Origin of the sequence: Synechococcus sp. CB0101, from assembly GCF_000179235.2 — a bacterium.
GTDB lineage: Bacteria > Cyanobacteriota > Cyanobacteriia > PCC-6307 > Cyanobiaceae > Vulcanococcus.
Genome location: NZ_CP039373.1, coordinates 1652181 through 1673474, shown reverse-complemented (window position 1 = coordinate 1673474; position 21294 = coordinate 1652181). Strand labels below are relative to the sequence as shown.

The window sequence follows — 21294 nt, the reverse complement described above, 5'->3', positions numbered from 1 at the left end:
AACCAAACACAGCCTCAATGCCTTCAAGGACCGGCTCATTACCTCTCACTGCAGTGAGACCCAACTCATGGGCAATCACCTCGGTGATCCACACAGGGGTGAAGAGATCACGCAGCAGCTGCAACATCACGCATACACTTGCCTAAGGAAATTCTGGAAAACCCAGCCCGTCTGCGCGAAAATGAACCTGTAATCGCAGACCAGGACTGGGTTGATGGGCGGCAAGCAGCTCGGTTTCACGGACTATGAGCTGACCACGGCCAAGAAGCGCACCAAGCGCGAGAAATTTCTCTCCGAGATGGAGGCTGTGGTGCCTTGGCAGGCACTCATCGATCTGATCGAGCCGCACTACCCCAAGGCGAGCAAGAAAGGCGGCAGGCCTCCCTATCCGCTGGCAACGATGCTGCGCATTCATCTGCTGCAGCAGTGGTACTCCCTCAGCGATCCGGCCATGGAAGAGGCCTTGATCGAGGTGCCCACCATGCGCCGCTTTGCCGGCATCGAGCTGATCAGCGATCGGATCCCGGACGAGACCACGATCCTCACGTTCCGCCATCTGCTTGAGAAGCATGGCTGGGTGAGCAGATTTTTGACACCGTCAAAGCGCTCCTGGCCGCTCGGGCGTAACCATGCGTCAGGGCACGATCGTCGATGCCACCTTGATCGCAGCGCCCAGCTCCACCAAGAACAAAGATGGGAAGCGGGATCCGGAGATGCACCAGACCAAAAAGGGCAACCAGTGGTACTTCGGCATGAAGGTCCACGCCGGCGTTGACAAGGACTCAGGCCTGATCCATTCGGTTGTCGTCACCGCCGCCAACGTGCACGACCTCACCCCGGCAGCTGAGCTACTGCATGGAGATGAGGAGGTGGTGTACGGCGATGCTGGCTACCAGGGCATCGCCAAGAGACCAGAAATGGCTGGCAAGACAGCGGAGTTCAGAGTGGCGATGCGGCCCGGCACGCGCAGGGCTCTTCCTGACACCCCGGATGGGAGGGTGCAGGATCTGATCGAGACGGCCAAAGCTCACATCCGCTCCAAGGTTGAGCATCCCTTCCGTGTGATCAAGCAGCAGTTCGGCTTTCAAAAGACCCGGCTGCGAGGCTTGGCCAAGAACCGCTGCAAAATCAACGTGCTTGCGGCACTGTCGAATCTGTACCAGGCCCGACGACAATTACTCGCGACAGTGTGAACAGGGACTTGGTGTGCCTGCACACCTCTATTTAGCCTCAAAACCAGCCGAAAGTGGCTGGATATGTGAGCCAAGGTCATCAAAAAATGGCCTCAGAGGCAATTTGCAGCCAAAACCACTCTTTCTGCTCGCTGCCGCCGCTCAAACACCGCTTGTCCAGAGTTTCCCTAAGGAATCTCTGGACAAGCGGTGTTTGAGCGACCCTAGTGAGCAGGAAAGACTGCCTTTGGCCGTGAATTGCCTCTGAGGCCATTCCCCGAGGACTTTTGGCCTCCTGTTCAGCCACTTTGGGCTGGATTTGAGGCTGAATCGAGGTGTTCAGATACACCAAGCCTATGGTCAGGCTGTGGCAAGCAACTGCTGTCGTGCCTGGAACAGATTCGACAGCGCTGCAAGCACGTTGATCTTGCAGCGGTTCTTGGCCAGGCCCCGCAGCTTGGTCTTTTGAAAGCCGAACTGCTGCTTGATGACTCGGAAGGGGTGCTCACCTTTGGAGCGGATGTGAGCTTTGGCTGTCTCGATGAGATCCTGCAGCCTTCCTTCAGGTGTGTCTGGTAGGGCCCTGCGTTTGCCGGGCCGCATTGCCACCCTGAATTCCATTGTCTTGCCCGCCATCTCAGGCCTGTTGGCGATGCCCTGGTATCCGGCGTCGCCGTAAACCACTTCTTCTTCCCCATACAACAGCTCAGCAGCGGGGATGAGGTCATGCACGTTGGCGGCGGTGACGACCACTGAATGGATTAGGCCCGAGTCCTTGTCCACACCGGCATGGACCTTCATGCCGAAATACCACTGGTTGCCCTTCTTGGTCTGGTGCATCTCCGGATCCCGCTTCCCTTCCTTGTTCTTGGTCGAACTGGGCGCCGCGATCAAGGTGGCATCCACAATCGTTCCCTGCCGCATCGTCATACCCCGCTCGCTGAGATGGGTGTTCACGGTCTCAAAGATCTGCTCGCCCAGCTTGTGCTTCTCCAGCAGGTGGCGGAAGGTGAGGATTGTGGTCTCATCCGGGATCCGATCGCTGATCAGCTCGATGCCGGCAAAGCGGCGCATGGTGGGCACCTCAATCAGGGCCTCCTCCATCGCCGGGTCGCTGAGGGAATACCACTGCTGCAGCAGATGGATCCGCAGCATCGTGGCCAGGGGATAGGGAGGTCGTCCGCCTTTCTTGCTTGCTTTGGGGTAGTGAGGCTCGATCAGGGCGGTTAACGCCTGCCATGGCACCACCGCCTCCATCTCAGCGAGAAACTTCTCCCGCTTGGTCTGCTTCTTGGCCGTGGTCAGCTCGTAATCCGAGAAGCCGAGCTGCTTGCCACCCATCACTCCAGTCCTGGCCCGCGATCACAGGGTCATTGTCCCGTGAATCGCTTCGGTTTTCCAGAGCCTCCCTAGTCAGGCTCCCTACCCGAGCCAGCGGCGGGCCTGAACGAGCTCATCATCCAGGTCGACGTCGTTGTCATCTGCCAGAGGAATCCGGAGCGAGGCCAAGTTCTCCAGAAAGATGCGTAGCGGCACCCCGGCGATGCGCGCCGCTGAGCCCACTGATAGAAATCCAGCCTGAAACAGCGACAACGCCAGGCCCGATCGCAGCACGAATGGATCTGGCAAACCCATGGGTGATCTCGCACCCTTTGGCCATCATGACCTGGAGAGCAGGCTCTGACAGAAAGACGGAGGTGAATCAGTCGATCAACCTGCCCTGTCCAGGATTCCGCACGGTCTGTACAGAAGCCTGAACACCGCCACGCTGATCACCACAACCAAGCAAGCGCGAGCAAATCCACCTGGCTGCAGGAGCGGTTTCCCAATGCACTAAGGCTGGATCTACTGGCTCCGGAGGTGCTGCGGGCCTATCAGGCCAGGCCGGAACGCCTACGGGATCGGATCGCCGCGGAGGAGCCCGGCCTCACCACCGTGGTGATCGACGAGGTGCAGAAGGCGCCCCAGCTGCTGGATGTGGTTCACAGCCTTGTGGAGGAGCGGCCCGAGCTTCGCTTCGTGCTCACGGGCTCGAGCGCACGCAAGCTGCGGCATGGAGCCGAGAATCTGCTGGGCGGGCGACTGGTGGCCGCCCACATGCCGCCCTTCATGGGCGCGGAGCTGGGCGACAGCTTCAGCCTGGAGCGGGCGCTCCAGATCTGCCTGGTGCCGTTGGTTTGGGAAGCGCCTGATCCCCAAGCCACGCTGGCGGCCTACGCCGCGCTCTATCTCCAGGAGGAGGTGCAGGCGGAAGCAATGGTGCGCCAGATCGGCGATTTCAGCCGCTTCCTGGAGGTGATCAGCTTCTCGCAAGGCAGCCTGCTGAACCTGGCCAGCCTGGCCCGGGAGGCTGAGATCCCGCGCAAACGGGCCGAGAGCTATCTGGGCATCCTGGAGGATCTGCTGCTGGGCTTCCGCCTGCCGGTGTTTCAGCGCCGCGCTCAGCGGCAACTGGTGCAGCACCAAAAGTTCTTCTTCTTTGATGCGGGCGTGTTCCGTTCACTGCGGCCGCGGGGCCCCCTGGATGCGCCGGAAGAGATCCAAGGGCTGGCGCTGGAAAGCCTTGTGGCCCAACACCTGCGGGCGCTCTGCCAGTTGCGCGCGAATGGCACACAACTCAGCTTCTGGCGCACCCGCGCAGGCCTGGAGGTGGACTTCGTGGTGTACGGCCCCAACCTGTTCCAAGCGATTGAGGTGAAGCGCGCGGCCAAAGTGACCTCAGCAGACCTGAAGGACCTCAAAGCCTTCCAGGCGGACTATCCGGAAGCGCAGTGCCTGCTGCTCTCCTTCTGTCCAGAGCCGCTGCTGATCGATGGCATCCGCTGCGAACCGTTGGAGGACTGGCTCCGCGAGCTGCGCCCCTAATTAAGAGTTAGCGATACACCTCCTTGCGATGCCCAACACGCACCACGAGAACCACCAGCTCCTGCTGCTGCCACTCGCACACGATCCGATAGCGACCCACGCGCAGGCGACGCAGTCCCTCGAATTCGCCCTTGAGCGCTGAGCCAGCTGCCGGAACCTCGCAAAGCTTGTCGATGGCAGCCACGAGGCGGAGGCGGTCGGCGTTGGGAAGCTCAGCCAGCGCCTTGGCAGCGCTGCGTTTAATCCGCAGCGAGCAGCACATCGCGCACCTCAGCCCAATCCAGAACAGGATCGGCGGGATCCCTCAGGGAAGCGGCTCCTGCTCGTAGATCTTCGATGTCATCGAGGTAGTACTCGATGGCCTGGCGAATCACGTCAGCTCGGCATCGATTCAGCTGCTGCGCGACCGCATCGAGTTCGGCCGTCAGGTCATCGGGCAGTCGGGCCGTCACCTGAGCCATCAACGCCTCCCGACATTCAAGCAAAGTCAACGGATTCGACTTAGACGCTCCGAAGCAACTGGAAAAGCTGCTAGACGGCGCTCAGAGCCAATCCACCAGGCCCTGTTTGGCCAGCCACACGAGGGTGGTTTCCAGATAAGGACGCCGATCAGCGGCCACTGCGGCGAGCAGCTGATCCACCAGCAGCCCGGCGCCGCCAGCGGCGTCCAGGGCCTGAAGCAACGCCAGGGCCTCGGCATTGCTGCCCCGCAGCCCGCTGTAAAGGCGGTTCAGCTTCACGCCGAGCCGAGCCTCCAGATCAGCGGGCACCACGCCGGGGGCCAGGCGCAACACCAAATCTGGCTCCAGCACGCTGGTGGCAAATCCTCGGAAATCAGCAAAGGGGTCGCCGCGGCTGGGTTGGATCCGCGCGCCGCCAGCCACAGAGGAAGCCTGAAGCGCTTGACCACGGCGCTCCGCCAGCTCGGCAAAGAGATCGTTGTACTGACTCACCACCACCGGCCAATCGAACAGAGCCTGAGCCCGGGCCTGGCCGGCGGCTCCCATGCGAGCGCGCAGCTCGGGCGATTCAGCCAAGGCCACCAGGGCATCGGCGGCGCGGTTCACGTGCACCGCGGTGTGCTGGGCCACGGCGCCCACGTAGGTCTGATAGGTCTCCAGTTCGAGGCTGTGGAGATGGGCCAGCAGCTCGCCGGGGGCACCGCCGGGGCTGCCGAGGGTGGGCACAAGAAAACCCTCTTCTCCATCGCGCACGGTGTAGCGGTAGCCATCCCAATCACTCACCACCACCGGCAGGCCTGCCGCCATGGCCTCCACCGGCGCCAGACCAAACGTTTCCTGAATGTTGTCCACCAAGGAAAGGAACACATCGGCCGCAGCCCAGGTTTGAGCCAACAGCTCGGGCTTCCCGCCGTTGAGGATGCTCACCTGCAGCCCAGGCGCGAGCTGCTGGGCAGCCTCGAGATACAGCTGCTGATCGGCCTCGCCACCGGGGAACCACCCCGCCAGGCCCAGCACCATCCGCCGGCCCGAGCGCTCGGCGGCCTGATGCACGGCCTGGATCATCACCTGGGGAAAAGCCTTCTCGAAATAGGAGAGGCGGCCCACCCAGAGCACCAGCAGGTCGTCGTCAGCCAGGCCGAGGCGGCTGCGCAGGCTGGCCCGGGCGGCCTGATCGGCGCCCTGCTGCATCAGCCGCGGAACATCCACCCCCAGGGGGATCAAGGGCAACTGCGGCCTGGGCTGGCGTGTGGCCCCAAAGCGCTCGGCCATCCAGGCCTCTTGGGCGGCAAACATCTCCTGCATGGCCGCCTGCACGGAGGGTGAGGTGCAAATCACCGCATCCCAGGGATGCACCGGCGCCTGGGCGGAGGCGGCGATCTGGCTGCGAATGAAGGGCGGGGCGATCGTGTGAATCAACCCCACCAGGCTGTAGGCCGCATCGGCAGCGGCTGTCCGCCGCAGCCAGGCCAGCTCGGAGAGCGCAGCAGCGCCGCGCAGCAACATGCCGGAACGCTGGGCCAAGTCGGTATCCCACAGGCCGCCGGTGGCCAGCACGCCCTGGGGCTGATGGGGGGGGAAAAACTGCTGCCCGAGCTCAGATGCACCGGCGCCGCTGCGGTGCAACACATTGATGCGGCGGTAGCCGCCATGCCGCGCGAGCGCTGAAAAGAGGCCAACATTGGCTACATCTTTGCCAAATGGTTGGCCCTCCGGAGCCTGGAGATAACCAGCCGGATGAAACAGCGTGATCTCCTCAGGCATCACGAAATAGCCGGAGGACACAAATCAAGCGGATGAAGAGATTCGAACTCTCGACCCTCTCCTTGGCAAGGAGATGCTCTACCACTGAGCTACATCCGCAGCTTGCTAGGCAAGCATGCCGGCGTCGCCGACCCCGAAAGCATGCACCACGGAGGTGCCGCTGGTCAAATGGCCCTGCTAAACCGGATCCCAACCCAAGCCCACTGTTCATGCAGGCCCTCACAGCTCTGGATCCGCAGGCGATCGAGCTGCTCAAGCGCCACAACCTCTGGCAGCAGCTGGTGCGCGCGGAGGTGGTGGCCGCTGCGGTGGGCCAGGAAGCGCTGAGCCAAGAGGAAACCGAACAAGCCTTCGCCCAACAACTCGAGCGCTCCGGCCACGACGACCTGGCGGCCCTTGAGCAGCACCTGCGCGACCAGGGCATCAACCCGGAGCATTGGCGTTGGCAGGTGCTGCTGCCCCTGCGGGTGCGCGCCCATTACCGGCGGGAGTTTCTGAGCAAGGCGGAAGCACGCTTCCTGGAGCGCAAAGAGCGCCTGGATCGGGTGGTGTACAGCCTGCTGCGCGTGCAAGACGGAGGCCTGGCCCGGGAGCTGTATCTACGCATCAGCGGGGGTGAAGCCAACTTTGCGGATCTGGCCCATCGCTACGCGGAGGGCCCGGAGCGCAACACCAAAGGGATCGTGGGCCCTGTGCCGCTGAACCAGGCCCACCCGGCGCTGGCTGAGCGGCTGCGCACCAGCACACCGGGCACGTTGCTGGCCCCGTTTCAGATCCAGGAGTGGTGGCTGGTGGCTCGCCTGGAGAGCTACACACCCGCTCGGTTCGACGACAGCGTGGCCGAACAGATGGCTGCCGAACTGTTTGAAGAATGGGTGCAGCAGGAAACGGTCGGTATCCTGAAGCGACTCAATCAGGCGTCGGACCACACCGGCCAGCAGACCTCTCCCGCATGACGGTGTCCTCCTTTGCTTCGGTGCTGCAACACGAAGCCTTCTCGGAGCTAAGTGAAGCGGGCCGCCAGAAGCTCGAGAAAGGCGCACAGCTGCTGCAATTCCGGATCGGTCAGCCACTGTGCGAGCGCAGCCTGATCCCGCACCAAGTGCTGCTGATCCGTGAGGGCACCGCACGCCTGCTCGGCTTGGAGGCCCACAACCTGATCACCCTCGGCCGCATGGGCCCTGGAGCGGTGGTGGGCCTGGCCTCCCTGCTGCGCGTGAAGGGCTGTGAAGACATCACAGCCGCCACCGATCTGGAGGCCTGGAGCCTGCCTGATGCGCTGGTGCTGGAGCTGTACCAAAGCGAGCCCAGATTTCAGGCCTGGTGCCACCGCCAGCTGTTCCCTGCTGAACTGGCCGAGCTGGCCGCCGTGTTGGCCGCCCGTGCACGCCAGGTTCCCCATGGCCTGGTGAACAGCCTCAATGCCTTGCTGGAGCAAGCGCGGCTGGTGGCGGCCAACCCTGAAGCCATCGCCGAAGCCAGAGCCACCGAGCTGAAGCTCTATGTGGCCAGCGCCAACGCCGAGGGTGCGGAGCTGGGCGACGCGCTGGTGGACAACAATCCACTCCCCTCCGCCAAGCCGCCCCTGCCCTTACGGCTGATCGCCATCCCGCAGCAGCTGGCCGACGCTCTCGAACACGGCCAAAACACAGCCAACTCGGCTGAAGGCGCTGCCACAGCAACGGCCTCAGCCGCAGCCGAAGCCCCAGCCCTGCCCCAGGCCACCAGCTTGAGCCTGGGACAAGCCAGCCTGGCGGAGCAGATCACCCTCCAACGCGGCGAGGGGCCGCTGGAAGAAACGCTGGCCTGCTTCCAGATGCTGGCGCAATTGCTGAAGCTGCCCTTCCGGCGCGATGCGATTGAAAAAACCGTGCGCGATGCCCTGCGGCGCGGCCAACAACCGAGCATTCCGCTGGTGGGGCAACTGGCAGCAGGCATGGGCTTGCACGCAGTGGGTGCCCGGATCCCGGCGGCCATGGCCACCCGCATGCAAACTCCCTGCCTGCTGCCCTTCAACGGAGGCTTTGCCCTCGCGGTGGATGCCAATGCCCGCGGCCTGAAGCTGGCCAGTCCCAAGCAGGGCTGGGTGCAGCTCGCCCCCGAGGAGATCGAATCCCACTACCCCGAAGGCATCGAGCTGGTGCTGGTGGATCGCACCACCGCCACACCAGAACAGAAGTTCAACCTCAGCTGGTTTATGCCGGCGCTGCGTCGCTACCGCGGCGTGTTGATCCAGGTGCTGATCACCTCGTTTGTGGTGCAGCTGTTCACCCTCGCGAACCCGCTGCTGATCCAGGTGATCATCGACAAGGTGATCACCCAGCGCAGCCTCGACACACTGCAGGTGCTCGGCATTGGCCTGGTGGTGGTGACCCTGCTCGAGGGCGTGCTCGGCAGCCTGCGCACCTTCCTGTTTGCCGACACCACCAACCGCATCGATACGCGCCTGGGCGCGGAGGTGATCGATCACCTGCTGCGCCTTCCGGTGGGCTACTTCGATCGCCGCCCCGTGGGTGAACTGGGCACTCGCGTTGCCGAACTGGAGAAGATCCGCAATTTCCTCACGGGCCAGGCCCTCACCACCGTGCTGGATGCGGCTTATTCGGTGATCTACATCGTGGTGATGGCTCTGTATAGCTGGGTGCTCACCTTTGTGGCGCTGGCTGTGGTGCCCATCCAGGTGGGGCTCACACTGCTGGGGGCGCCCCTATTCCGCCGCCAGTTCCGCCAGGCCGCCGAAGAGAACGCACGCACCCAGGCCCACCTGGTGGAAGTGCTCACCGGCATCCAAACGGTGAAGGCACAAAACGTGGAGATGGTGAGCCGCTGGAAGTGGCAAGAGCGCTACGGCCAATACATCGCGCGCACCTTCGAGAAAACCATCACCGGCACAGCCCTGAATGAAACAGGCCAGGTGCTTCAGAAGCTCTCCCAGCTGCTGGTGCTCTGGGTGGGCGCCACCCTAGTGCTGAAGGGCGAGATGACCCTCGGCCAACTGATCGCGTTCCGGATCATCTCGGGCTATGTGACCCAGCCGCTGCTGCGCCTCTCGAACATCTGGCAAAACATCCAGGAGCTGCGCGTGAGCTTCGAGCGCCTGGCGGATGTGGTGGACACACCTGAGGAATCCAACGAGGCCGACAAGAAGAAGATCCCCCTGCCGCCCTTGCACGGCGCTGTGGAATTCGACGATGTGAGCTTCAGCTTCAACCCCGGCACACCGGAGGTGCTCAAGCACATCAACCTCACCATTCCCCAGGGCACCTTTGTGGGCGTGGTGGGCCAGAGCGGCAGCGGCAAGAGCACGCTGATGAAGCTGATCCCAAGGCTCTACGCCCCAAACCAGGGCCGGATCCTGATCGATGGCTACGACATCGACAAAGTTGAGCTCTATTCCCTGCGCCGGCAGGTGGGCATCGTGCCCCAGGAACCGCTGCTGTTTTCCGGCAGCGTGAGCGAAAACATCGCCCTCACCGATCCCAACGCCACCAGCGAAGCAATCGTGCGCGCAGCCGAAGTGGCCTGCGCCCATGAATTCATCATGGGTCTACCGGCTGGCTACAGCAGCGATGTGGGCGAACGGGGCGCGGGCCTTTCAGGGGGCCAACGCCAGCGCCTGGCCATCGCGCGCACCCTGCTCGCCAACCCGAAGCTTCTGGTGATGGATGAAGCCACCAGCGCGCTGGATTACGACACCGAACGCCGGGTATGCAACAACCTGCGGGAAGCGCTCACCGGATGCACGGTATTTTTTGTGACCCACCGTCTCTCCACCATCCGCAACGCCGATCTGATCGTGATGCTGCATCAGGGTGCTGTGGTGGAAACCGGCAGCCACGATGAGCTGATGGCCAAGCAGGGCCGCTATTTCGCCCTGTTCCGCCAACAGGAGGCCAGCTGATGCAGCTGCTCAAGCGGGCGCAGAGCGCCATCGAACAACGGGTGCGCCAATCCCACAGCCAGGAAGCGCTGCAGCAATCACCGGTGTGGATGCGGGCTTCGGCTTGGGGTTTGGTGGGCACCACCGGATTTGCGCTGGCCTGGTTGGCGTTAGCGCAAACCGAGGAAATCGTGAGCGCTCCGGGCAAGCTCGAGCCGATCGGCAGCGTGAGCGAAGTGCAGATCCCGCTCAACGGAGTGGTGAAGCAGGTGCTCGTGAAGGAAGGCAACAAGGTGGAGAAAGGCCAGGTGCTCCTCCAGCTCGACACCGAAGCCAGCAGCGAACGGCAGGCAAACCTTGAAAAAAGCATCGCCCTCAAACAGCAGGAGCTGGCCCTCAAGCAACAGGAGCTCGAGCGATACCTCGAGCTGAACAGCACCGAGCAGCAGATGCTGCGCAAAAACCTGGCACTCCAACAGGAAATCGAACGCAGCTACGTCGAGCTCGAACGTGAAGGCGCCAGTGCCCGCTTGCAATTGCTCCAACAGCAAAACCAGGTAGCCGAGGTGCAAGGCAAACTCGAGCAAACCCAGGTGGATCGCCGCCGCCAGGTGCTGATCCTGGAGCAAACCGTTCAGCAACTGCGAGGCCAGGTGGCCCAGATGCGCAGCGACCTCGCCGAGCAAAACCTGAATCTGCGCTACCAAACGCTGCGTTCACCGGTAAGCGGCCTTGTGTTTGAACTGAAGGCCAAAGCGCCTGGCTACGTGAGCCGTACCGCTGATCCGGTGCTCAAGGTGGTGCCGTTCGACAAACTCGAGGCAAGGGTGGAAGTGCCCAGCGGTGACATTGGTTTTGTGCACACCGGACAACAAGCCGACCTGAGCATCGACTCCTTCCCTGCCACCGACTTCGGGGTGCTGGAGGGAAAGGTGCGCCAGGTGGGATCAGACGCGCTGCCCCCGGATCAGCTGAAGCAGGAATATCGATTCCCGGTGTGGATCCGCCTGGCCTCTCAGCAGCTCAAGCTGAAAAGCGGCCGGTCTCTCCCGCTCCAGGTGGGCATGAGCCTGCAAGCGAGCATCAAGCTGCGCAAAGTGAGCTATTTGCAGCTCTTGCTGGGCAGCTTCAAGGACAAAGCCGATTCGCTCCGCAAAATCTGACGCCACGCGTCATCAACCCCTGACAAAATCGAAGGTTCCAACTCACTTGCTGGCACAGCAGCGCTCTGTATAATTGACCTGCGGGAGTCCGTGCTCTAACATGGCCCCGAGCTCTCTTTCGACTGAGAACCTTGGCTTTCACCACAACTGTCGGCGCCGGCGGTACTTCCCTGATCGGCACTTCTGGTGTTGATACAACCACTTTTGCGCCCGGCACTCTCGCAACCGCAGTTTTCATCGGCGCACAAGGCGATACCGATTTCATCACGCTGCAAACAAACCCAGCCAACAACTACACCATTCGCGGTGGTGCTGGTGTTGACACAATTAATGCTGCAGGCTTCCGCAACAGCCTGGTTACCGGCGATGACGGTGATGATCTAATCACTATCACTGGCACCATTCAAACGGCCACCGTTTCCGGCCTTGAAGGTAACGACACCATTGCCGTCCAGAACATCAACGGTGGCCTGGTCAATGGCAACAATGGCAACGACACAATGAGCAGTGGATCCACTGCTTTGTCGACTTTCACCAACAACGGCAAGCTTGTTGGTGGCCAAGGAAACGACGCAATCACTCTGGGCTCTGCTGGTTTCTCAGTCACCCTGACGAGCGGAATTGTTAACGGTCAGGATGGTGATGACACAATCACCATCACGAACGTTGCTGCCATGACTGGAAGCGGTTCGACAATTTATGGTGGTCAGGGTAGCGACACCATCTCCGCTGCTGGCAATGCTGCTCGTGCCGTCTTCATCTCAGGGGATCTTGGCGCTGACAACCTGACCGGCAGCGGTGGATCTGATACTGTTTCTGGGGGTGACGGTAACGACCGTATTACTGGCGGTGCTGGCGGTGATTCCATGTCCGGCGGCTCTGGTACTGACACCTATATCCAAGGTGGTGCAGCTTCGGGTGTATCGGCTTTCGCAGCTGTTGCTGGCGCTGTCTACACCTATGGCGCAGGTGCGGTTGATTTCATCACCGATTTCGCCTTCGGCCTGAACGGTGACATCATCAGCGGAATGGGCGGTGGCGCTACAGCACCCACCAACTTCAACCAACAAACAGCAGCCCAGCAAGCCGCAAACGCAGCCGGGACTGTCTACTCTGTCTCTGGTAGCTTTAACGCAACCACCGGCGTCTTCACAGCCGTTACCAACAACAGCGGCAGTGATACCCTTCTCGTAACCACAACAGCCGTTGGTCAAACAGTTGCAGCTGCACTTGCAGCAAGCAACAACTCTATTATCCTCCAGTCTGTTAACCTTACTACACTTACTGCCTCGAACTTCGCCTGATTCATTCAGGGCTTTATCAACAAGGGAAGCCTTTTGGCTTCCCTTTTTCTGTCTTTGTGCCTCTAACTTGCAATCAAGGAATCCCTCAGAAGAGCTCTTCGGCGCCAGCGCCCAATCTAGAATTACCAACCAAATGATGGGTATTTTTGAGCTAATAGTTGATTTTCTTGATTTTATTAGAGTTAGAAAAAAATATTGGCTGGCGCCCCTAATACTCTCTCTCGTGGCAATGGGTGCTCTACTAGTGTTTACAAAGGGATCAGTTGTGGCTCCCTTCATTTACAGCTTGTTCTGAAGCTTTAGCTAATGCGCAAGCTCCTGGCGATCAATCTGCTGGTATTCGTAGCTCTGCTTGCAGTGGCCGAAACCACAGCAAGCTTAATTGAGAGCCGGGAGGGTAAATCTCTAGCGCTTATGAGGCTGGCCGAACGCCTGAAGACGGATCCTGCGGGACCTGAGCAAACACAAACCCGCTGCTCCACGACAACCAGCTGGAGACCAAACACACCCTTCCAGCCTGATCCCCTTCTGGGTTACTGGTATCGCGCGAAGACCAGTGCGAGCGGCACCATCAACCTGGCCCAGCCGATCCAGCGAGATGGGATCGTGGGCAAAGTTGACCGCTACGTATGGAGCATCGGCACAGGCCCTTGGGGTGAACGGCTCAGCCGACCACTGTCTGCTACGTCCCTGCCGTCAGGATCCCCATCGGTTCTTCTTCTTGGCGACAGCTTCATCCTCGGCGCCGGTCTCTCCGATAACTCCTCCCTGGGCTGGCAACTCCAGAGCTTGGTGCCCGATCGCCCCGTAGCGAACTACGCAGGCGGCGGCTTCGGGACGATCCACCAATTACTGCTGTTGCGTGATGCCACAGGCGATCAAAGGCTGATTCCAGCAGCCCTGGCCCGCCAGTTGCGCGGCGGCGATGTGCTGCTCGGCTACGCCGACTTTTACCCGCGCCGCAACGTGGCCGCACCCTCGCGGCTGCGCACGTTCCAACCCCGCTGCAGCGGCCTGCAGCCCACCGCTGAACAAGCCAAAGCCTTCTTCCATCCCCGCGCAAGCCTCCGCCAGGGTCAGCTGCAGATCGATCCGGTGCCCCTGTTTCAGGCCCACAACGGCCCGGATCCCAGCCAGGGCGAGCAAGACGCTGTGACCATCGCGCTGCTCGATGCGGCTCTGGCCAAGGTGCAGCAGCTCGGCGCCCGCCCCACAATTCTCTGGATCGAAGGCAGCGATCAAAGTGCGCCGATCATCCACCTGCGCCGGCGCGGCGTGCGCATCCTCGACCTGCGCCCGCAGAACAACGGCCTGTGGACGCACGACACGCTGATGCCCTTTGACAATCACCCGGGGCCGCTCACCGCAAGCAACTGGGCTCGGACGATTGCCCAGGAGCTGAGCAACCGTGACGGCTCACCATGAAGCAGAGTCCCTGGAATCGCTACTTCCAAGCCACCAAGACGGAAAAACTCAGGCTCAGCGACCAACAACGAACGCGCTTCAGCCGAGCTCAGGCGCGTCTGCGTGTGCACGGGCCTTTCAGAACGTCACGCTTTAAAGCGTCAGCAGCCTCACCGAACGCAGCTACACCACAGGCATCGCGATCTTCCTCGCCTATTCGGGCCTGGAAGCTCTGGCGTCCGCCATGGGCGAAGAAGCCCACACCTGGACACACGACGATGCAGGCCTAGCCAAACGTCTGAGAAAAATCCTGAGCGGCCTGGATCTCAGCCATCCCGATCGACAGGAAGGAATCGGCTGGCTTCTCAGCAACGTGACCTTGCTCAGAAAGTTACAGGAGTTTCAGGTGGGTCAAAGCAACGACGTGTTCCTCCTCGCCCAAAGCCTCCGGCACATGGTGGCGCACGGCTCCTTCACCACACACGGCCTCAACATGTTCACCAAGCGTGAATGTGACGCCGTGGAGGAGCTGCGCCAGCTGATCTTTCGCTTCTGTGATCAACGCCTGAACCAATGGCTGGATCAACAGCTTCAGGCCGATCCTCAGGGCTGATCAGCCCAGAGCAGATCACGACGCACAGCCGGAGGCGACCCCCCGACAGGCAGGAGGTCAACTTAGTCGACTAGGATCAAAGGTGTTGTTGGATACCGGCATGCGACAAGTGAACATGCACGAGGCCAAAACCCACCTCTCTCGCCTAGTGGAAGAGGCTGCAGCTGGTGAGTCTTTTCTGATCTGCAAAGCGGGCAAGCCGATGGTGCGTGTCACCTCCATCGACCAGAGCGACGCCCCAAGGCCTCTCCCGCGGCGCCTGGGGCTGCTGGAGGGCCAATGTTCTGTACCAGACGATTTTGATCGTTTTGGCAGTGAGGCCATCGCCGATCTCTTCGAGGGGGCATGAACCGGCGATGCATCTCCTGCTGGACACACACCTGCTGATCTGGGCCATGGGCTCCCCGCAGCGGCTTCCCAACGGTCTTGCAGACATGCTCGAGGATCCAGGCAACACGCCTTTATTCAGCGTGGCCAGCCTCTGGGAGCTCGTGATCAAGCAGGCGCCTAACAAGCCAGACTTCAACGTGCAGCCTGCCCTGCTACGCCGCGCGCTGCTGGAGTGTGGCTGGCAAGAACTCACGATCACCGCCAACCACGCGCTGGCTGTTGCCGACCTGCCACCACTGCACCGTGACCCATTCGACCGGCTGCTTCTTGCACAGGCGAAAGCCGATGGCTTGCTCCTGATCACCGCCGATGAGCAGCTAGCTCGCTATCCCGGCCCCATCCGCTGGATGGCCCCATTGCGTCCCTCAGAGGAATCATGACCCTGCGACAGAACCAACCCTCAGCTTGCCGAAAACCTGCTTGACGTCATCCGCAGCCTGCCCGCAGCGGAGCGCCAATGGCTGCTTCTGCAGCTGGAGCAAGACAACGGCGACATGAGCGCCAACACCCTGGCTCAGATCTGACCGTCGGTCAGGGTCTGCACAGGAGCGCTGAGCACCCATCACCGGTGCAAGGCCATCCACAAGACCCGCCCACGACAACGAGCCTCGCTTCAGCCAAGACTCGTCAGCACCCTCTTCCGAGGAATTCAGGGCTCTTCAGCCGCAAATGAGGCATACTGGCGTAAGTGAAGGGCAAGAGGGTGGCGGTTCAAGAGCATGCCAGCGCAACTACGCTGAGCGAAAGCCTGGTGCTGCGCAAGGCCCTGCAGCGTGCCGGAGAAGAACTGGGCTTATCAGCACAGGAAACGGCTCAGGCGATTGGCAAGAGCCGAACCTTTTTTGAGCGGGCACGAGGTCACAGTCGCATTGATCGGCACACGCTGCAGATGCTCGCGCTGATGCTGCGCTTGCATCGCAGTTTGTCGGCACTCGTTGGCGACGACACAGAACTGATGCGGCATTGGATCAACACCGGCAACCATCACACCGGCGGGGTTCCGAGAGAGCAACTGCAGGATCCGCAGCAGCTGGTGGAGCTCGTGCAGTATCTCGACGCCATGCGAGGCCGGCCTTGAATCCGGACCTCAGCGACCTCATCGACCTGGACGGTGTCGTGATGAGGTTGGTCGAGCAACAGGGGGCTGAGGCCACACGGAGGCTCACAGACAGCCTGGATGAACAGGCCTGGCTCGAACGGTTTCTGGAAGACAGCAAACCGGATGCCCCCGATGCCAAAGAATGCCCTTTCAGGCATCGCCTGTTGCTGGCACCGTTTCGCTACCAAAAACGCCACGGATCTCGATTTGCAAGCCGATGGGAGCGCGGGCTGTTTTATGGCTCACGCAGTCGTTTTGGCTGTCTTGTCGAGGGAGCTTATTACGAATTTGTCTTTCAAAGTGGGCCAGAGCGGCCCTTCCCCAAATGCTCTGCACTGCGCAAAACGCTCTTTCAAGTGGAAATGCGCACGCCAATGGCATTGAAATTACAGAATTCAACCTCATCAGAGCTGCAGCGGAAGCTACGCGATCCCGTGGATACCAATTTCTGCCAACAGCTTGGGCAGAACATGCGTGAGGCAGGCATTCACGCATTTGAGTATCATTCGGCCCGCTACAAAGATGATATCGTGCAGGTTGGCGTGATCAGTTGTTGCGTATTCAGCAGCATGCCATTTGACCACATAGACGTACAGATGGAAGCCAGCGCCGATCAAGTTGTTTTCCACTGCCTTGACAACCACAGCGTGAACCACTTTGACCGCGAGCAGTTTCTGGCCAATGGCTACCTACCGAAGCCGAGCTAAGGACGGATTGGCAATTGCTGCAGATCACTAGCGAGCCTCGCCTCCAACAACGGAGACTGAGGGGCAAGTGATCACGATCGACGTGAGCGATGCAACTGAACGTGGTTACAGCACAGGAATGGTGATTTCCCTGGCGTACTCAGGCATGGAAGCACTGGCCGCGGCCATGGGAACAAAGGTTCATGAATGGGAGAAGAATGATCAGAAACTCGCTCTCAGGCTCAACAAGTTACTGGCCGGGGTTGACCTCAATCACCCCGAACCACAATGTTTTCCTGATCGCACGCAGTCTCCGTCACATGGTGGCTCATGGCTCATTCACAACCCATGGCTTGAAGATGTTTACGAAGCGTGAATGTGACGCCGTTGAGGAGTTGCACCAGTTGATCTTCAACGCCTGCGATGAGCGCCTCGGGAAATGGCTTGACGCGCAGCTCCTCAACGAGGCATCTACTCCAATAGTGATGAATCATCACCATGAGAAGGGCGCCTGAGCCCACAGGGTCTGTGACTAACAATACGCGCGTTAAATGATGGCAACAAGTGATGGCAATAAGCCCTCTCCACACACCACGACAGCAGCACAGATCTTGGGCAACCCTGCGATGCGCAACAGCAACCAGGCAGGTGGCTTGCCAAGTTCGAAAGCAGCCCCACGCCTTGCAAGTGGAGTACCAACAAGTTCTGCAGAGGGTAATCGGCAGCCTTGATTCAGGGTATTGATCTCTACGAAGGAGGCTGAGCCGGCAGGATGCACCTGTAGGCCGTGCGCACTACCGTGAAACTCCACGATGCACTGCTGGCTCAAGCCCAGCCGCTATGCGGTGAGAACGAGCGCTCGTCGACTGTCAGCCCTGGGCAGCAGTCAGCCGGATCTGGGGCCAATTCCACGGCGACGCAGCGCCGCATGAGGCTCACGGGCCCCTCACTCTGGGTGGATCACCTGCGCCATGCATTGCCAGATCTGGCGTCTGCCCGGCGCTTGCTGGCCCTGGCTCAGAAGTTGGGTCAGGCCTGATGCGTAGCCCGCTCCTGCTGATCGTGGGCATGCACCGCAGCGGCACCTCTCTGTTGGGCTCCCTACTCCCGGCCTGCGGCATCGCCATGCCCGGCCCCCTGATCCCGGGCGACACGCACAACCCCGAGGGCTACTTCGAGCGGGCCGACGTGACGGCCCTGCAGGAGCAGCTGCTGATTGATCTGGAGCGCTGGTGGCCAGCGCCCCGGGGCATGCAGCCCTTGCCCGAGGGCTGGCTGGAAAGCTCACTGGGCCAAACGGCCCTGGCAGACCTGATCGCTTTGCTGGAACCGGAAGCCAAGCACCAGCCAGGCCCGTGGGCAATCAAAGACCCCCGCAGCAGCCTGTTGCTGCCACTGTGGATCGCGGCTTGCCAGCGGCTTGAGATTCCCCTGAAGCTGCTGCTAGCTGTGCGCGATCCCGCCGAAGTGATGGTGTCGCTGGTGCGGCGCGATCAGGCCGCCACGGGCATGGACGGTTGGCGGGCCCAACGGCTCTGGTGGCAGCACAACGCCCAGGTGCTGCGCGAAGGCCGTGATCTGCCACTGCAAGTGGTGAGCTACAGCCACTGGTTTCAGCCGCAATCAGCCCTGGCCCAGCTGCAGCAACTGGCCCCAACCATCAGCCAGGAGCAACGGCATCAGGCGCTGCAGGCGATCAAGCCGCAACACCGCCGCAGCCAGCGGCAACCGCTGCCCGCTCGCTTAGCCCCACCAGTCCAGGAGCTGTATCAACACCTGGAGCGCTTGGCGCTCAGGCCTTCCCAAAGGTCGGCCACCGAGCAGTGGCTGGATCAGCAGCCCCCCCTCTCGCCCTTGGCGCCGCTGCCCCGGCGGCGCAGCCAACTCAAACGCGCCATCCAGATCCGGCGCGGCCATGCTCCCAGCAAGCAGGTGGCCACCCACCCCTGGGGCTACCTGGCCGAGATCACCTGCGGCAGCCAGGGGCCAGCCGCCGAGCATCAGCTCGCCTTCTGGCTGGAGCATGGCTTTCGAGATTTTGAGCTGAACCAGTGGGCAGCCCTGGCGGGTGCCTGTCCGGCCGCCATGCCTTGGCCAGCGCCAGGCAACGCCGTCACCCTCCAGGTGCGTGGGGGTGATCTGAACGCATGGCCAACCCATGCCTGGCTGCAGCATTGCCCGATCCAAGGGGCCGCTTCCATCCAAGCCGCACCGCTGGCAGCCGCGGAGGCCGATGCCATCGCGCTCAACCTCGCGGATCTCAGCCCCGGGCTGGCCTGCGCCGCTGAGCTGCTAGCCATGACCGCCCTGGAGCGGGTGTGGGATCCCAACCCGGAGCGCGTGCGCCTGCTGCGCCAGTTCGGGGTGAACGCCTCCTGGTTGCAAGCGGCCGCCGTTGGCAATGGAGCGCTTCGCGGCAGCGCCGCAGACTGGGCCGCCTGCAGCGCAGTCCTGGGCCTGCCCGCGCCTGATGCCCTGCGCCGGTTGGGCGACACCGTCTGCCTCGGCAGCGGTGGGGAAGCCTGTGATCAGGGGCTCCAACCTCCCCTGCTGGGGGTGCCTGGGTTCGATGGGTTGAGCATCGCTGGCCCAGAGCAAGCCAGGTTGCAGGCGCTGTGGCTGCAGGGTTGTCTGGATGCCGGCCTCGAGCTGGTGCGGTTCCAACCCACACCCGCTGAACAAGAGCTGGAGGGATGGAGGCTGCTGATCCAGCCTGAGCAGACCGGTCGCACCCCGATCCTGTTGCTCAGCGATCCGATCGGTGCCAGCGAACTGCTGGAGGAACTGCACTGGTATCGCCAGGGCTGTCCGCCCCCTGAACCCTGCTGCACCCCAGAGCCCGAGCACAGGGTGTTGCTGGAGCGCAGCCAAGGCCGCTGCCACACCGCCGTGTGCATCAGCCTCTACAACTACGGCCCTCGAATTCATCAGGCACTGGAGAGCGTGCTCCATCAGGAGCAGGCCAGCGGCCTGGAGCTGATCGTGGTCGACGACGCCTCCACCGACAACGGCGCCGCCGTTGTGCGGTCTTGGATGAACGAGCACCACGGCAGGTTTGCCCGCTGTCTGCTGCTGCAACACACCGCCAATGGCGGCCTCGCCTCAGCCCGCAACACCGCCTTTGCCGCTGCCGAAAGCCCCTGGTGCTTCGTGCTCGATGCCGACAACCAACTGGATCCCCTAGCCGTGGCCCACTGCGGCTTGCTGGCCGACGCAGCGGATCCCAGCTGCGCCGTGATCCACAGCCTGATCCGTGTGCAACCGGAAGCCGGCTGCCACGACCCACGCCACCTGGTGAGCGATCTGCCCTGGCAGCAGGAGATCTTCAAGCGCGGCAACTACATCGATGCCATGGCGCTGGTGCGCCGAGAGGCCTGGCAAGCCGTGGGCGGCTACGCCCACATCCCCGGCGGCTGGGAAGACTTCGACTTCTGGTGCTGCCTGATCAACGCCGGCTGGCACGGCCAGCTCTGCCCCCAGGTGCTCGCCACCTACACCAGCCACAGCAGCTCGATGCGCGCCGCCCACACCACCAGCCAGGAACGCCGCCTGAGCCGCCTGCTCCAGGCGCGCCATCCCTGGCTGGAGCTGCCCCAAGCGCGAGATCAGGCGATGTGGCCAACTCAACCAGCCTCCAACTCCCGCTGAAGAGCGGCCCACGTGTCGGGGAGATCGCCTCGGCGCACCATCCTCGAAAACACGGCATAACAGTCATCACGGTCGCCCTCTTTGCGAGGAAAACCGAGCCACAGAATCAACAACACACGCCGGCCCTGCGCCTCAAACGGCCGAAAGAACAAGCGATAACGATCCGGTAGACCAAGGCCTTTCAATCGACCGTAACGCCGAAGCGGGCCACTCAGAGCAAAGCGAGCTGCATAGGGATCAGCAGCAATGTGCTCTTTGATCCCCAACATCACTGCGGCCAACAACTTCACCTGCGGATGTCTGCCGTAAGCCTCGGCATCCAATTCTTGCTTGAGACGACGAACCTCGCGCTTAAGATCGGCATACTGGCGCGCAAATAGCTGAGGTTGAAACGCAATCTCCCAGCCATGGCGCTGCAGGGGAGGGGTCATTCCTGCGGCGCTGGAGTGTCGAGATCAACCACAACACCGGCCAACAGCTCCTCATCGTCGGCTGCCATCGCTTCGCTGTACAGCACAGGTCCATCGGCTGCACTGAGTGCCTCGCGAGTAAGGAAGTCGAGAAACAGCCCCAGCATCAGGCTTTCATCCTCTGCTTCGTCTAGAGCGGGCTGGGCCGGCTCTAGATGAAGCAGGAGCGTGCGATCGCTCAGCACCTCGATCTGCCCGGAAGCGCCATTGAACTGAGGGTGATCGCGATAAAACGAAGCCGGCAAGCGCAAGCCAGAGGAATTGCCGATCCGCGCCGGCGTCACGCGGTATGGAGATTGGGCCACAGAGACGCCCCAGATCATGGACTTACATCACGTTAGTCCCGCCAGCAACAAGGGTGGGGCGCTACTGCCC

General features: G+C 61.8%; 23 protein-coding genes and 1 tRNA gene. 16 read left to right on the top strand and 8 right to left on the bottom strand.

What is annotated here, in order from left to right; translation table 11 throughout:
* Positions 1-214 precede the first annotated feature (214 nt).
* Positions 215-1193, top strand: a protein-coding gene (locus tag CB0101_RS08940; protein ID WP_246833729.1) for an IS5 family transposase whose coding sequence is annotated in 2 segments (ribosomal slippage) — positions 215-600 and positions 599-1193 — 981 coding nt in all. Because the reading frame shifts where the segments join, the coding sequence is not laid out codon by codon here.
* Between the two features lie 339 nt (positions 1194-1532).
* Here CB0101_RS08940 and CB0101_RS08935 read toward each other — a convergent pair.
* Complete coding sequence (locus tag CB0101_RS08935) at positions 1533-2513, bottom strand: IS5 family transposase (RefSeq protein ID WP_136644065.1); 981 nt, start codon at positions 2511-2513, stop codon at positions 1533-1535.
* An 81-nt stretch (positions 2514-2594) separates the two neighbouring features.
* On the bottom strand, positions 2595-2807 hold the full coding sequence (locus CB0101_RS08930; protein WP_010312474.1) for a UPF0175 family protein: 213 nt from the start codon (positions 2805-2807) through the stop codon (positions 2595-2597).
* Positions 2808-2873: 66 nt separating this feature from the next.
* Here CB0101_RS08930 and CB0101_RS08925 point away from each other — a divergent pair, with 66 nt between their 5' ends.
* Entirely contained in the window at positions 2874-4037 is a 1164-nt protein-coding gene (locus CB0101_RS08925) for an ATP-binding protein (RefSeq protein WP_071778172.1), read from the top strand.
* Positions 4038-4044: 7 nt separating this feature from the next.
* On the opposite strand, the gene CB0101_RS08920 is transcribed toward CB0101_RS08925, so the two are convergent.
* The 4 genes from CB0101_RS08920 to CB0101_RS08905 form a co-directional block, all read right to left on the bottom strand.
* Complete coding sequence (locus CB0101_RS08920) at positions 4045-4299, bottom strand: type II toxin-antitoxin system RelE/ParE family toxin (RefSeq protein WP_010312477.1); 255 nt, start codon at positions 4297-4299, stop codon at positions 4045-4047.
* The gene (locus CB0101_RS08915; protein ID WP_210409950.1) at positions 4277-4528 is read right to left on the bottom strand and encodes a ribbon-helix-helix protein, CopG family; all 252 of its coding nucleotides are present in this window, start codon (positions 4526-4528) and stop codon (positions 4277-4279) included. The genes CB0101_RS08920 and CB0101_RS08915 overlap by 23 nt, the downstream gene beginning before the upstream one ends.
* 51 nt (positions 4529-4579) lie before the next feature.
* Positions 4580-6262, bottom strand: a complete 1683-nt coding sequence (locus tag CB0101_RS08910; protein WP_043718336.1) for a glycosyltransferase family 4 protein — start codon at positions 6260-6262, stop codon at positions 4580-4582.
* 27 nt (positions 6263-6289) lie between these two features.
* Positions 6290-6361: transfer RNA gene (locus CB0101_RS08905), tRNA-Gly, on the bottom strand.
* 110 nt (positions 6362-6471) lie between these two features.
* On the opposite strand from CB0101_RS08905, the gene CB0101_RS08900 reads away from it, so the two are divergent.
* From CB0101_RS08900 to CB0101_RS08835, 14 genes are all read left to right on the top strand, one after another.
* On the top strand, positions 6472-7218 hold the full coding sequence (locus CB0101_RS08900) for a peptidylprolyl isomerase (RefSeq protein WP_010312480.1): 747 nt from the start codon (positions 6472-6474) through the stop codon (positions 7216-7218).
* The gene (locus tag CB0101_RS08895) at positions 7215-10163 is read left to right on the top strand and encodes a peptidase domain-containing ABC transporter (protein WP_010312481.1); all 2949 of its coding nucleotides are present in this window, start codon (positions 7215-7217) and stop codon (positions 10161-10163) included. Before CB0101_RS08900 ends, CB0101_RS08895 begins: the two co-directional genes overlap by 4 nt.
* Positions 10163-11305, top strand: coding sequence for an HlyD family secretion protein (locus CB0101_RS08890; protein WP_010312482.1), 1143 nt, complete (start codon positions 10163-10165; stop codon positions 11303-11305). The genes CB0101_RS08895 and CB0101_RS08890 overlap by 1 nt, the downstream gene beginning before the upstream one ends.
* Before the next feature lie 131 nt (positions 11306-11436).
* A complete protein-coding gene (locus tag CB0101_RS08885; RefSeq protein ID WP_029553187.1) occupies positions 11437-12609 on the top strand; it encodes a hypothetical protein in 1173 nt (390 codons plus the stop codon).
* 133 nt (positions 12610-12742) lie between these two features.
* Positions 12743-12904, top strand: coding sequence for a DUF5989 family protein (locus tag CB0101_RS15650; RefSeq protein ID WP_246833872.1), 162 nt, complete (start codon positions 12743-12745; stop codon positions 12902-12904).
* 311 nt (positions 12905-13215) lie between these two features.
* Complete coding sequence (locus CB0101_RS08875) at positions 13216-14034, top strand: hypothetical protein (RefSeq protein WP_136644063.1); 819 nt, start codon at positions 13216-13218, stop codon at positions 14032-14034.
* Between the two features lie 223 nt (positions 14035-14257).
* Positions 14258-14626 (top strand): hypothetical protein, encoded by a 369-nt coding sequence (locus CB0101_RS08870; protein ID WP_010312484.1) that lies wholly within the window; start codon positions 14258-14260, stop codon positions 14624-14626.
* 100 nt (positions 14627-14726) lie between these two features.
* Complete coding sequence (locus tag CB0101_RS08865) at positions 14727-14975, top strand: type II toxin-antitoxin system Phd/YefM family antitoxin (RefSeq protein WP_029553189.1); 249 nt, start codon at positions 14727-14729, stop codon at positions 14973-14975.
* Positions 14976-14982: 7 nt separating this feature from the next.
* Positions 14983-15396 (top strand): type II toxin-antitoxin system VapC family toxin, encoded by a 414-nt coding sequence (locus CB0101_RS08860; RefSeq protein ID WP_010312487.1) that lies wholly within the window; start codon positions 14983-14985, stop codon positions 15394-15396.
* A 371-nt stretch (positions 15397-15767) separates the two neighbouring features.
* A complete protein-coding gene (locus CB0101_RS08855; RefSeq protein ID WP_136644062.1) occupies positions 15768-16094 on the top strand; it encodes an MbcA/ParS/Xre antitoxin family protein in 327 nt (108 codons plus the stop codon).
* Positions 16091-16822 carry an RES family NAD+ phosphorylase gene (locus CB0101_RS08850; RefSeq protein ID WP_010312490.1) on the top strand — a complete coding sequence of 244 codons (732 nt, stop codon included), beginning with the start codon at positions 16091-16093 and terminating at the stop codon, positions 16820-16822. Before CB0101_RS08855 ends, CB0101_RS08850 begins: the two co-directional genes overlap by 4 nt.
* A 67-nt stretch (positions 16823-16889) precedes the next feature.
* A complete protein-coding gene (locus CB0101_RS08845) occupies positions 16890-17177 on the top strand; it encodes a hypothetical protein (RefSeq protein WP_136644061.1) in 288 nt (95 codons plus the stop codon).
* Positions 17178-17600: 423 nt separating this feature from the next.
* Positions 17601-17840 carry a hypothetical protein gene (locus CB0101_RS15645; protein WP_246833728.1) on the top strand — a complete coding sequence of 80 codons (240 nt, stop codon included), beginning with the start codon at positions 17601-17603 and terminating at the stop codon, positions 17838-17840.
* Positions 17840-20449 (top strand): glycosyltransferase, encoded by a 2610-nt coding sequence (locus CB0101_RS08835; protein WP_010312494.1) that lies wholly within the window; start codon positions 17840-17842, stop codon positions 20447-20449. The genes CB0101_RS15645 and CB0101_RS08835 overlap by 1 nt, the downstream gene beginning before the upstream one ends.
* Here CB0101_RS08835 and CB0101_RS08830 read toward each other — a convergent pair.
* A complete protein-coding gene (locus tag CB0101_RS08830) occupies positions 20425-20880 on the bottom strand; it encodes a type II toxin-antitoxin system YhaV family toxin (RefSeq protein ID WP_010312495.1) in 456 nt (151 codons plus the stop codon). The genes CB0101_RS08835 and CB0101_RS08830 overlap by 25 nt on opposite strands.
* Positions 20877-21224 (bottom strand): hypothetical protein, encoded by a 348-nt coding sequence (locus CB0101_RS08825; RefSeq protein WP_029553191.1) that lies wholly within the window; start codon positions 21222-21224, stop codon positions 20877-20879. The genes CB0101_RS08830 and CB0101_RS08825 overlap by 4 nt, the downstream gene beginning before the upstream one ends.
* Positions 21225-21294: the final 70 nt, after the last annotated feature.